Origin of the sequence: Streptomyces griseoloalbus (assembly GCA_014650015.1) — a bacterium.
Lineage (GTDB): Bacteria > Actinomycetota > Actinomycetes > Streptomycetales > Streptomycetaceae > Streptomyces > Streptomyces griseoloalbus.
Window position 1 is genome coordinate 74339 of the sequence record BMUD01000003.1, and the last position, 11675, is coordinate 86013.

10 protein-coding genes and 2 pseudogenes are annotated in these 11675 nt (G+C 71.9%); 2 read left to right on the top strand and 10 right to left on the bottom strand.

All coding sequences use genetic code 11. The features are described from left to right. The first annotated feature begins 42 nt into the window (after positions 1-42). On the top strand, positions 43-729 hold the full coding sequence (locus tag IE178_RS05560; RefSeq protein ID WP_193511513.1) for a DUF5995 family protein: 687 nt from the start codon (positions 43-45) through the stop codon (positions 727-729). Positions 730-842: 113 nt separating this feature from the next. On the opposite strand, the gene IE178_RS05565 is transcribed toward IE178_RS05560, so the two are convergent. Further along, positions 843-2540, bottom strand: a complete 1698-nt coding sequence (locus IE178_RS05565) for a flavin monoamine oxidase family protein (protein WP_184765682.1) — start codon at positions 2538-2540, stop codon at positions 843-845. Positions 2541-2584: 44 nt separating this feature from the next. After that, positions 2585-3373, bottom strand: a complete 789-nt coding sequence (locus tag IE178_RS05570) for a carbon-nitrogen hydrolase family protein (protein ID WP_184765681.1) — start codon at positions 3371-3373, stop codon at positions 2585-2587. Between the two features lie 272 nt (positions 3374-3645). Here IE178_RS05570 and IE178_RS05575 point away from each other — a divergent pair, with 272 nt between their 5' ends. Then, on the top strand, positions 3646-3840 hold the full coding sequence (locus tag IE178_RS05575; protein ID WP_193511514.1) for a hypothetical protein: 195 nt from the start codon (positions 3646-3648) through the stop codon (positions 3838-3840). A 42-nt stretch (positions 3841-3882) separates the two neighbouring features. Here the strand turns inward: IE178_RS05575 and IE178_RS05580 are convergent, their stop codons facing one another. The 8 genes and pseudogenes from IE178_RS05580 to rpe form a co-directional block, all read right to left on the bottom strand. Next, positions 3883-5085 carry an MFS transporter gene (locus IE178_RS05580; protein ID WP_184765680.1) on the bottom strand — a complete coding sequence of 401 codons (1203 nt, stop codon included), beginning with the start codon at positions 5083-5085 and terminating at the stop codon, positions 3883-3885. 164 nt (positions 5086-5249) lie between these two features. Further along, a complete protein-coding gene (locus IE178_RS05585; RefSeq protein WP_184765679.1) occupies positions 5250-5702 on the bottom strand; it encodes an Lrp/AsnC family transcriptional regulator in 453 nt (150 codons plus the stop codon). A gap of 10 nt (positions 5703-5712) precedes the next feature. Then, positions 5713-7190: pseudogene (locus IE178_RS05590) on the bottom strand (amino acid permease). Between the two features lie 332 nt (positions 7191-7522). Further along, positions 7523-8965 (bottom strand): GuaB1 family IMP dehydrogenase-related protein, encoded by a 1443-nt coding sequence (locus IE178_RS05595; protein WP_193511654.1) that lies wholly within the window; start codon positions 8963-8965, stop codon positions 7523-7525. A 107-nt stretch (positions 8966-9072) separates the two neighbouring features. Beyond that, positions 9073-9426, bottom strand: coding sequence for a barstar family protein (locus IE178_RS05600; RefSeq protein WP_184765677.1), 354 nt, complete (start codon positions 9424-9426; stop codon positions 9073-9075). Then, positions 9423-9755 (bottom strand): annotated as a pseudogene (locus tag IE178_RS05605) (guanyl-specific ribonuclease). The gene IE178_RS05600 and the pseudogene IE178_RS05605 overlap by 4 nt, the downstream one beginning before the upstream one ends. Before the next feature lie 91 nt (positions 9756-9846). Beyond that, positions 9847-10890, bottom strand: coding sequence for a sugar-binding transcriptional regulator (locus tag IE178_RS05610; protein WP_184765676.1), 1044 nt, complete (start codon positions 10888-10890; stop codon positions 9847-9849). 78 nt (positions 10891-10968) lie between these two features. Beyond that, a complete protein-coding gene (gene rpe / locus IE178_RS05615; RefSeq protein WP_184765675.1) occupies positions 10969-11655 on the bottom strand; it encodes a ribulose-phosphate 3-epimerase in 687 nt (228 codons plus the stop codon). Positions 11656-11675 lie beyond the last annotated feature (20 nt).

Genomic DNA, 11675 nt, shown 5'->3' on the forward strand with positions numbered 1-11675 from the left:
CCGCCGCCACTCGTACCAGCCTAAAGGTGCGACTCTGCGCTCATGGCGCAATACGAACAAGTCCTCACTTCCGTGGACCGGGTCATCTCCCGCATGCGCGCCCTCGACGCGGTCCTGCCCGCGGGGGACGGGGTCGCGGTCTTCAACCGTGTCTACCTCGCCGTGACGCGGGCCGTGGACCGGCGCATCGACGCCGGCCGGTTCGCGGACACGCGGGCGGCGATCGCGCTGGACGTGCGGTTCGCGGAGCGCTATCTGGCCGCGGTCGACGCGGTGTTCCAGGAGCGGCGGCCACCGGCCTGCTGGCGCCCGCTGTTCCAGTTCCGCCGCCATCCGGGAGTACGTCCCCTGCAGTTCGCCCTTGCGGGCATCAACGCGCACATCGGGCACGACCTGGCGCTCGCCGTCGTGGACACCTGCCGTACGCTCTCCTGCGAACCCGTCGATCTGGAGGACGAGTTCGACCGCGTGGGCGACCTCCTCGTCTCGATGGAGGAACGCATCCGCGAAGAGCTGACGCCGGGCCCCGAGCTGCTGCGGATCGCCGACCCACTGACCCATCTGGTCGGCGCGTGGAGCCTGGAGCGCGCCCGGGACGCCGCCTGGACCACGGCCCGTGCCCTGTGGGCCCTGCGCCGGCTGCCGGACGTCGCCGGAGAGTTCACCGAGCGCCTGGACACGGCGGTGGGCTTCGCCGGCCGCATGCTGCTCACCCCGCTGCCGGACTGATCCGGCCGCTCCGGGACCGTGCGGGGCTCCACGCGCGACGCCCAGGAGCCCAAGGACGTGGCCGCCGCGGTGTACGGCAAGGCGCGGGCAGCCGCCGGGATCCGAGAGGCTGCTCAGTCCTCGGGCAGTACCACGGGGGCGATCTCGTCGTAGACGTCGCCGGGGCCCGGGTTGGTCGGGTCGGTCTCGCCGCCGAAGTGACGCATGACGCCCCAGACCGCGTTCAGCGCGGTCTGGACGGCGCCCTCGGCCCAGCCCGCCGTCCAGGAGATGTCGTCACCGGCGAGGAAGATGCCCCGCTTGTCCTCCGGCAGCCCCTCCTGCATGAAGTGGGTGAACAGGCGGCGCTGGTAGCGGTAGTGACCGGGCAGGTTGGCCTTGAACGCGCCCATGAAGTAGGGCTCGTTCTCCCAGGAGACGGTCACCGGGTTGCCGATGATGTGCTTCCTGATGTCGACCTTGGGATAGATCTCGCCGAGCGATTTCAGCATGACCTCCATCCGCTCGTTCGCGGACAGCGGCAGCCACTTCAGGCTGTCGTCGCACCAGGTGTAGGAGAGGCAGATGACGGCGGGCCGGTCCGGGCCGTCGTCGAGCAGGTAGGTGCCGCGGGTCATGCGGTCGGTGAGCGTCATCGACATCACGTCCCGCCCGGTCTCCTCGTCCTTGTCCAGCCAGAACGGCCGGTCGACGGGGACGAAGAGCTTGCTGGACTCCATGTAGTGGGTGCGCTCGATGGCGGTCCAGTGGTCGATCGGGAAGAGCGAGTCGTCGCAGGCGATCTTGGAGAGCAGCATCCAGGACTGGGCCGTGAAGACGGCCGCCTCGTAGGTGCGGATGTCGCCGTTGGCGTCCGTCACCGTGATGCGGTTGCCCGCGGTGCGGTGCAGCCGGGTCACGGCCGGGCGGGGCTCGCCGTCGACGTGCAGGGACTTCAGCGAGGTGCCGTAGGGCCAGTGGACGATCTTCTCCGGCTCGCGCTCCCAGAGCCTGAGCGGCAGTTGCTGGGAGCCGCCGACGATGCCGCGGTGGTGGTCGTCGGCCTCGGTGTAGACGACCCGCAGGATCTCCAGGATGGAGTTGGGGAAGTCGGTGTCCCAACCCCCGGTGCCGAAGCCGACCTGGCCGAAGATCTCACGGTGCCGGAAGGACTTGAAGGCCTCGGAGTCGCACAGGAAGCCGTAGAAGGTCTGGTTGTCGAGCTTCTCGACGAGCCTCGCCCAGATCTCACGGATGCGCGGCACGTCCCGCTCCCGCATGGCGCGGTTCATGTCGGAGAAGTCCGCGCCCTCTTCCAGGCACTTGTTCCACGCCTCGGCGACGTCCCGGTAGACCTGCGGGAGGTCGTCGGCCGTCTCCGCGTAGTGCGACTCGCCCTTGAGGTCGACCACCGTCGAGGGCGTCGCTTCGGCGAGGGGGTTGGGGAAGGGACGGGTCTCGAGTCCCACGAGGTCGATGTAGTGCTGGAGGGCCGTGGAGGACGGCGGGAAGCGCATCGCTCCCATCTCGGCGGTCAGGGACGCGTCGCACCCGTCGAAGCCCACGGTCCGCAGCCGCCCACCGATCCGGTCGGCCTCGTAGACGACCGGCTTGAGGCCCATCTTCATCAGCTCGTAGGCGGCGACGATGCCGGACAGGCCGCCGCCGACGACCGCCACCTCGGTGCCGTGCTCGGTCGCCGGTATCTGCCCGAGACCCGCCGGGTGGGCGAGGAAGTCGTCGTAGGCGTACGGGAAGTCCGGGCCGAACATGGTGATCGGCGGCTGCTGCTCGTCGGTGTGCTCGACGGCGTTGGGCACCGTGGACGTCATGGGGTGCGGACTCCTTGCGGGACGGGCTTCGGGCGGAGCGGGGTTCAGACGAGGGAGCCGTAGAGGCCGGGGCGGCGGTCCCGCAGATACGGGTTGTTCTCGCGGGACGCGGCGAGGAGGACGGGGTCGGCGTCGGCGAGGACGAGTTCCTCCGCGCGGCCGGCCCGGGCGCGGGCGATCCCGTCGGGGCCGGCCAGCGTGGACAGACCCACGAACTCGAACTCGCCCTCCCGACCCACCCGGTTGACGTACGCGATGTACATCTGGTTCTCGAACGCCCGCACCGGTACGAGGGACTCGGCGACGAACTGGAACGGGTGCATCTGCGCCGTGGGCACCAGGAGGAGGTCGGTGCCGGCCAGCGCGTGGGCGCGCACGTTCTCCGGGAACTCGACGTCGTAGCAGATCATCAGGCCGACGGTGAGGCCGTCGAGCTCGGCCTGGACGACGGGCCGGTCTCCCGGGGTGAAGTGGTCCCGCTCGAAGCAGCCGAAGAGGTGGGTCTTGCGGTGGTTCGCGAGGCGGGTGCCGTCGGCGGAGACGAGCTGGACGGAGTTGAACACCGTGTCGCCGGCGCGTTCCGGATAGCCGTAGGCGACGGCGAGGCCGTGCCGTGCGGCCGTCTCCGCGACCGCGTCGGCGGCGTCGCCGTCGGCGGGCTCGGCGAGCCGGTCGACGGCGTCGCCGATCGCGTACCCCGTCAGGAACAGCTCCGAGGTGACGAGCAGCCCGGCGCCCGCCGCGGCGGCGCGGCCGGCCGCCTCGTCGAGGACCTTGAGGTTCCCGACGACGGATCCGGGCCGTCCGGAGCTCTGGAGCAGGGCGGTGCGCATGCGTGTTCCTCACCGGTACGCGGGGGGTTTCTGGGGGCCGGATAGACGGTACGGTCGGCCGGCTCGGCCGGACAAGGAGCAGCCGTTGCGCGCCGGTGAGCGGTTCGTTGCGTCTGCGCGGGGGTGGGCGGCGATTCGTTGCGCGGCCCTCGTCATGGCCCGGTTCCGCGCCGAGTCGCACCCGGGGCAAGCGCCCGCCCCGGGTGCGCTGTGCGGCGGGTGCGGCGCCGGGACAGCGGTGGCCGTCCGTCTCACCTGCGGTGAGGGGCATCATGACGACCACCGTGACGACCGCCGGGAATCGCCGTACGCGGCGCACGGGAGCCGCCCTGCCCGGTGCCGCACTGCCGCTCACCACCGGTGCGGGCGGGCGCCGCGACGGCTTCCGCCTCCGTCAGCGGCACGGGGCGACCGCCGGGCCGCGACCGGCAGCCCGGCCGGGACGGCTCAGCCGCCCCCGTGCGTGAGCCCGGCCCCGTTCGAGCGGGTGGAGCGGGGCGCGGGCGACTTCACGGTCGTGCCTTGGCGGCCCGAGCTCTGACCCCGACGAGCAGCAGCACCGCCGTCGCCAGATACGGCACCGCGAACACCGCGAAGGCGGTGCTGTGGGCGCTCCCCGAGGCGATCAGCGCGTAGCCGCCGAAGACGGCGACCGTCGCCAGTTCCGTGCCCAGTCCCGCGACCGACGTCAGGGTGGCCCGTCCGCCGTCCTCGATGCGCCGCTGGAGCCGTGCGTCGGCCAGCACGGTCGCCGCCTGGAAGCCGCCGAAGGCGAGGGCGACGAGGACCAGTCCCGCCGGGGTGCCGTCGAGGGCGCCGACGGCCAGGGCGAGGCCGGCGCCGGCCAGCAGGGCGGCCAGTCCGGCCGTGCCGAGCCGCTCCCCCTCTCCGGCCAGCAGGCTTCCGGCGGTGGCGCCCGCCCAGACCAGCAGGAGCAGATAGGGAACCGTCTGGTCGGCGACACCGGTGCCCCGGACCAGCAGGGGCGTGTATTCGTCGAGGGCGCCCCACACGGCGCTCACGGCCGCGACGAGCAGCAGCGCCCCGCGTACGGACCGGTCGGCGCGGGCCTCGGCGAGTCCGGCGCGCAGGGTCGCCGTCCAGCTCTCGTGTCCGGCCGCCGGGGAGCGGTGCTCGGGGAACCGGGCGGCGACCGCCGCCGTCAGCAGGCACACCAGCACGCTGGCGGCGCCGACGGCACGGTGGCCGCCCCAGGCGAGCACGGGGCCGGCGAGTCCCATCGCCGCCATCACGGCGACCAGCCCGGCCGCGCGGGCCCGGCCCATCACCCGGGCGTAGCGGTCGGCCGCGTCGAGCCGCTCCAGTTCGTCGTAGACCAGCGCCTCCAGCGCACCGGAGCCGAGCGCCCCGCCGGCGCCCCACAGCACGAAGCCGAGGGCGAAGGCGCCGTACGACGGGACGAGCACCCACAGGGCGAAGCCGGCGGCGGTGAGCAGCGGGCCGAGCCACAGCAGCAGCCGGCGCGAGACGGCGTCGGCCCAGGCACCGGAGGGGAGCTCGAGGAGTACGCCGGTGACCGACCAGAGGGCGAACAGGGACGAGATCTGCCAGACCGTGAGACCGGTGTCGCTGAACAGCAGCGCGTACACCGGGTAGAGCAGGATGAAGTCTTCGAGGAACGCGTAGCCGTACAGCGTGGTGGTCAGCCGTCGGACGCGGACGTCGGACACACGCGTGGGCGTGGAAGTCATGAGGCCTTCCCGTAGGGGCGGTTCGGACACCGGACGTGGAGGACGTACGGCGCCCGGGGCGGCCCTCGGGAGGCGCGGCTGGTGGATCAATGTCGCCAGGTCATGACAGTCATGCTAGACGGGCCGGAGCGGATCCGCCCCGCCTTTCCTCGATCCCGCGCCCACTAGGTGGGCGAACCCGACGAGTACCGCCGCAGCAGCGGTGAGAGCACCAGCACGGACTTGGTCCGCTCGACGAACGGCTCGCCGGCGATGCGTTCCAGTACCCGTTCGAAGTGGCGCATGTCGGAGGCGAAGACCTGGGCGACCGCGTCGGCGTCGCCGGTGACGGTGGAGGCGGCCACGACCTCCTGGTAGCGCTCCAGACCCCGCTGGATGGTCTCCGGGGAGGTGTTGCCGCGGCAGTAGATCTCGACGAACCCCTCCGTCTCCCAGCCGAGGGCGGCCGGGTCCACCCGGACGGTGAATCCGGTGATGGCCCCGGTGGCGCGCAGCCGGTCCACACGCCGTTTCACGGCGGGCGCGGACAGGCCGACCAGCTGGCCGATGTCCGCGTAGGAGCGGCGGGCGTCCTCGGCGAGGGCGTGCACGATGCGTTCGTCGAGATCGTTCAGCACTGCGGGTGGTTCACTTCGCTTCTGATGGGGCCGGGGCGGCGAGCCGGGAGCGCCGGTGGCCGTATACGAAGTAGAACACGAGCCCGACGGCCATCCAGACGCCGAAGACCACCCAGGTGATGGTGGACAGGCTGCCCATCATCCACACGCAGAACGCGAAGCCGAGGGCGGGCAGCACCGGCGACAGCGGCACGCGGAAGGTGCGGGGCATGTCCGGCCGCGTCCGGCGCAGCACCACGACCGCCACATTGACCAGCGCGAAGGCGAACAGGGTGCCGATGCTGGTGGCGTCGGCGAGCCGGCCGAGCGGAACGGCGGCGGCGAGCACACCGCAGAAGAGGGAGACGATCAGGGTGTTGGTGCGGGGCGTGCCGGTCTTCGGGTGGACCTTGGCGAACGCCTTGGGTACGAGCCCGTCCCGGGACATGGCGAACAGGATGCGGGTCTGGCCGTAGAGCACGGTCAGGACCACGCTCGCGATGGCGACGACGGCGCAGAACGCCAGCAGGGTGCCCCAGAAGGTCTGGCCGGTGACCTCGCGCATGATCTGGGCGAGCGCGGCCTCGGAGTCGGTGAAGTCCTCCCAGGGCTTCGCACCGACGGCGACCGCGGCGACGAGGACGTACAACGCGGTCACCACGACCAGGGACAGCATGATGGCGCGCGGCAGGTCGCGCTGGGCGTTCTTCGCCTCCTCACCGGCGGTGGAGGCGGCGTCGAAGCCGATGTACGAGAAGAAGAGCGTCGCCCCGGCGGCGCTGACGCCGGCCATGCCGAGCGGCATGAAGTTGTCGTAGTTGCCGGAGCGGAAGCCCTGGACGCCGATGGCGCAGAACAGCACCAGTGCGGCGATCTTCACGCCGACCATGATCGTGTTGGCGCGGGCCGACTCACGCGCGCCGCCCATCAGGAACGCCATGGCGAGCAGGACCACGATCAGCGCCGGCAGGTTGAAGACGCCGCCGTCGCCGGGCGGGGCGGAGAGGGCGGCCGGGATGGTGACGCCGATGGTGCCGTCGAGCAGCTCGTTGAGGTACTCGCCCCAGCCGACCGCGACGGCGGCGACCGACACGCCGTACTCCAGCACCAGGCACCAGCCGCAGACCCAGGCGACGAGCTCACCCATCGTTGCGTACGCATACGAGTAGGAGGAGCCGGAGACCGGGATGGTGCCCGCCAGTTCGGCGTAGGAGAGGGCGGAGAAGAGAGCCGTCAGACCTGCTATGACGAAGGACAGCGTGATCGCCGGACCGGCCTTGGGGACGGCCTCGCCGAGGACCACGAAGATGCCGGTGCCGAGGGTGGCACCGATGCTGATCATGGTGAGCTGCCACAGTCCGAGGGTGCGGCGCAGGGAGCCGCCTCGCCCTGGCCACCCTGGGCCACCAGGTGTTCCACGGGCTTGCGACGCATCAGGCGCGCGCCGGGGCCCGGGGACGGAGGGGCGGCGGGACCGCCGTTGTGCGGGGGTGCGCCTTGGTCGAGCACGCGCTGACTCCTTCGTCCTGCCGGTCTCGCGCGGCAGGGACGGACGGCGTCCCGCGACAGCCGGGACCCGTCGGGCGGGGTCCGAGCCGCACCACGTACAGCGCGTAACCCTACGAGGTCGGACGTTGCTGCTGAAATGCAGCAACCTTGCGCACCTCCGCAAGATCATTGCGTTCCTGGCGGCAGGGCGGGAGTTCGTTGCGCGGGCACTGCCGACCGGTGCGGGCGACGCCGGTCGGGGAAACGCTCGCCGGGGAAGGGGGCGCGCACGTGCCGCGGCCCCCGCTTCCCGGTGTGCGGGATCGGCGGGGGCCGTGCGCCTCGGAGGGCCGTCAGCTCCAGCTGGCGTGCAGCGGCTTGCCCTCGGCGTAGCCTGCGGCGCTCTGGATGCCGACGATGGCCTTCTCGGCGAACTCCTCCAGCGAGCCGGCTCCGGCGTAGGTGCAGGAGGAGCGGACGCCCGCGATGATCGAGTCGATCAGGTCCTCGACTCCGGGGCGGGACTGGTCGAGGAACATGCGGGAGGTGGAGATGCCCTCTTCGAACAGGCCCTTGCGGGCACGGTCGTAGGAGGACTCCTCCAAGGTGCGGTTGCGCACGGCACGCGCGGAGGCCATGCCGAAGGACTCCTTGTAGGGGCGGCCGTCGGCGTCGTGCTGGAGGTCGCCCGGGGACTCGTAGGTCCCGGCGAACCAGGAGCCGATCATCACGTTGGACGCGCCGGCCGCGAGCGCCATCGCCACGTCGCGCGGGTGGCGGACACCGCCGTCCGCCCACACGTGCTTGCCGTACTTCTTCGCCTCGGCCGCGCACTCCAGGACCGCGGAGAACTGCGGCCGGCCGACGCCGGTCATCATGCGGGTGGTGCACATGGCGCCGGGGCCGACGCCGACCTTGACGATGTCCGCGCCGGCCTCGACGAGGTCGCGGACGCCCGCGGCGGCGACGACGTTGCCCGCGGCGATCGGGACCCGCGGGTCGAGGTCGCGGACCAGCTTCAGCGCGCTGATCATCGATTCCTGGTGCCCGTGCGCCGTGTCGATGACGAGCGTGTCGACGCCCGCCTCCAGCAGTTGCTGGGCCTTGCCCGCGACATCGCCGTTGATACCGACGGCGGCGGCGATGCGCAGCCGCCCGTTCGCGTCGGTGGCCGGTGTGTACAGGGTGGCGCGCAGGGCGCCCTTGCGGGTGAGGATGCCCGCGAGGCGGCCCTCCCTGTCGACGGCGGGGGCGTAGCGCCGGTTGGCGCCGTCGAGGGTGTTGAAGGCCTGTCGCGGGTCCAGGTCGGCGTCGATGAGCAGCAGGTCCCGGGACATGACCTCGGCGAGCTGGGTGAAGCGGTCCACGCCGGACAGGTCGGTGTCGGTGACCACGCCGACCGGGCGGTACTCGCCGTCGACGACGACGCCCGCGTTGTGCGCGCGCTTGGGCAGCAGGGCGAGCGCGTCCGCGACGGTCTGGTGCGGGGCCAGCACGATCGGGGTGTCCAGCACCAGGTGGCGGCTCTTCACCCAGGAGACGACCTCGGTGACGACCTCGATCGGGATGTCCTGCGGTATCACCACGAGGCCGCCGCGCCGGGCCATGGTCTCGGCCATGCGGCGCCCGGCGATGGCGGTCATGTTGGCGACGACGAGCGGGATGGTGGTGCCCGAACCGTCCTGGGAGCTGAGGTCCACGTCCTGCCGCGAGCCGACCGCGGAGCGGCTCGGCACCATGAAGACGTCGTCGTACGTCAGGTCGTACGCGGGCTGGATGTCGTTGAGGAAACGCACGTGCTGCACATCCCAGTCGATCAGAGGTGGCCCCCGGACAGGTCAGCCAGGGGGAAGAGCACGTACTTCATTGTCCCATGTCGACCGGTACGCCAGCCCCGGGCGGATCATCCAGGCTGGTCAGAGCCCTGCTCGGAGAATCCTCCAAGGGCCAGCGCCACGGTGAGCGAAGCGGTCCGGTCCGCCGCCTCGGCGAACACCTCCTGGGCGGTCGCCCACTCCTCGGCACGCTCCGCCGCGTACGGCTTCCAGCCGCGTACGACGATCAGCAGGCCCCGCTCCACGGCGCCCTCGGGCCAGACGGTGTGGTCGGCGAGGGAGTCCACGAGGGCGTCCCAGTTGCGGCCGAACCAGTCGGGCAGCCCCAGGGCGCGGGCGCAGCGGTCCATCAGGCCCGCCTTGTCGGTGACCCCGTCGAGGTCCAGGGTGACCACGAGCCGGTCCGTGAGGTCGTACGTCATCTCAGTACCGCCGTGAAGGGTGCGTAGTGGTCGTCGGTGCGGTAGGTCTCGCCGCCCCGCCCGGTGACGATGCGCCGGCCCCGCGGTCGGCCGAGCCCGGCGTGCGCACCGTGTACTCGTGGTAGGAGCCGCGTTGCCGCCGGGGCAGCAGGCCCTCGAAGTTCCCGAAGACGGCGCCGTCCGGCTCGTACGGGAAGGGGCCGCCCGCGTCGACGAGGTCCAGCGTGCGCCGGGCCTCGGCGGGCAGGCGGGCCTCCCGGACGGTGGCCATGCCCTCGGCCCGCGCGGCCGGCCGCCCCGCCGTCGGCCGGGGAGCAGCCGGCCGGCAGGACGAGCAGGCAGGCCGGGAGACGGGGGCACAGGGCCTGTCGCGGCACCCTGCGGCCGATGCTGCCAGGCCCGCCCCCGCCTCACCCTTTGTCAGGGTCCATCCGGGTCCGCGCGGTTGAGGGCGGACCTCGGGCCGGGGCCCGCCGTCATCAGATAGTCCGCGGCCGACGTGTCCGTCACCAGGCTGGTGACCAGCCCGGAGCGCAGTACGGCGTCGATCGCGGGCCCCTTGCGCTGTCCGCCCGCGATCGCGACGACCTCGGGGACCCGGCGGAGCTGGTCGGTCTTGACCGTGATGCACCGCTCCCCCAGGTCCCGGCCGACCCGGCGCCCCTCGGCGTCGAAGAGGTGCGCGGACATCTCGGCGGCGACACCGAGGGAGGCGTAGTGCGCCCGCTCCTCGTCGCTGAGCATGTCGTGCACCGTGGAGATGCCCGGCTCCCAGGAACCGATGGAGACACAGGCGACCGTGACCTTGTCGAAGTACTCGAAGGCCCGCGCGATCCCGGTCTGGTGGCGCAGCGCCTCCGCGGTGGCCGCGTCCGGCAGCAGCATCGGCGCGTAGATGGGGTGGGCGTCGCCGCCCGACACCTGCGCGGCGCGCCGCACGGCCTCCACAGAGCCGCGCTCGGCGGTCCCGGCGTCGTACACGCCCGTCAGCTGCACGACCGTGCAGGGCGGCAGCCGGTCCAGGGCCGCCGCCATGTGGATGGTGGACCGGCCCCAGGCCAGGCCGAGCACATCCCCTTCGTTGACCAGCTCGGCGAGCAGGTCGGCGGCCACCTCTCCCAGGTTCTCGGGGTCGGGTGTCTCCGCGGCCTCGGCCGGGGACTCGACCACGACGGCGTGCCTGAGGCCGTACCGGGCGCGGAGCGCGTCGGAGCGCTCGGCGTCCAGCTCGGCCGGCACGCGGATCTCGATGCGCACGAGATCCCGTTCGAGGGCGGTCTCCAGGACCCGGGCCACCTTGAAGCGGCTGACGCCGAACTCCTCGGCGATCTGGATCTTGGATTTCCCCTCGAGGTAGAAGCGGCGGGCCATGGCCGCCGCCTGCACCAGCTCAGCGGGTCCCATCCGCATGGCTGACCGGCCCGCCGACATACCCGACACGGCGATCTCCTCACTGCTGTTCACACTCTGGATTCGCCGTTCATCCTTGCAGATCCGGCGCGGTCGATCAGCCCTGCCGGGAGCCGTTCACGTTCCTGACGCTCAGTGGTCGCATGCCCACGACGCCTTGCCCGTGGCGGCCTCGGCCTGGTTGCGCAATGCACGTACCGCCTCGGCCGGGTCCGACGCCCCGTACACGGCGGAACCCGCGACGAAGACGTCGGCGCCGGCGTCGGCGCACTGCTCGATGGTGGACGCCGCGACCCCGCCGTCGACCTGGAGCCAGAGCTCCAGACCGTGCTTTTTGATCAACTCGCGGGTGCGGCGAATCTTCGGAAGCATGATGTCGAGGAACGCCTGACCCCCGAAGCCCGGTTCGACCGTCATGATCAGCAGCATGTCGAGCTCGGGGAGCAGGTCCTCGTACGGCTCGATGGGGGTCGCCGGCCTGAGCGCCATGGAGGCGCGGGCGCCCTTGGCACGGATCTCCCGGGCGAGCCGCACGGGCGCGGCGGCCGCCTCGACGTGGAAGGTGACGGAACCGGCCCCCGCTTCCACGTACTGGGGCGCCCACCGGTCGGGGGCCTCGATCATCAGATGGCAGTCCAGCGGAGTGTCCGTCGCACGGGCGAGCGACTCCACGACCGGCACGCCGAGCGTGAGGTTCGGGACGAAATGGTTGTCCATGACGTCGACATGGAGCCAGTCGGCTCCCTCGACCGCCTTCGCCTCGTCCGCGAGACGAGCGAAGTCGGCGGACAGGATGCTGGGGTTGATCTGCACGGCCATGGATTAAGACTGCCATGCCC

Coding starts and splice junctions, on each gene's coding strand:
- IE178_RS05580 (WP_184765680.1), bottom strand. CDS start 5,085: ATGACTTCCACGCCCACGCGTGTGTCCGACGTCCGCGTCCGACGGCTG.
- rpe (WP_184765675.1), bottom strand. CDS start 11,655: ATGGCCGTGCAGATCAACCCCAGCATCCTGTCCGCCGACTTCGCTCGT.
- IE178_RS05600 (WP_184765677.1), bottom strand. CDS start 9,426: ATGACGTACGACCTCACGGACCGGCTCGTGGTCACCCTGGACCTCGAC.
- IE178_RS05575 (WP_193511514.1), top strand. CDS start 3,646: ATGACGACCACCGTGACGACCGCCGGGAATCGCCGTACGCGGCGCACG.
- IE178_RS05565 (WP_184765682.1), bottom strand. CDS start 2,540: ATGACGTCCACGGTGCCCAACGCCGTCGAGCACACCGACGAGCAGCAG.
- IE178_RS05570 (WP_184765681.1), bottom strand. CDS start 3,373: ATGCGCACCGCCCTGCTCCAGAGCTCCGGACGGCCCGGATCCGTCGTC.
- IE178_RS05560 (WP_193511513.1), top strand. CDS start 43: ATGGCGCAATACGAACAAGTCCTCACTTCCGTGGACCGGGTCATCTCC.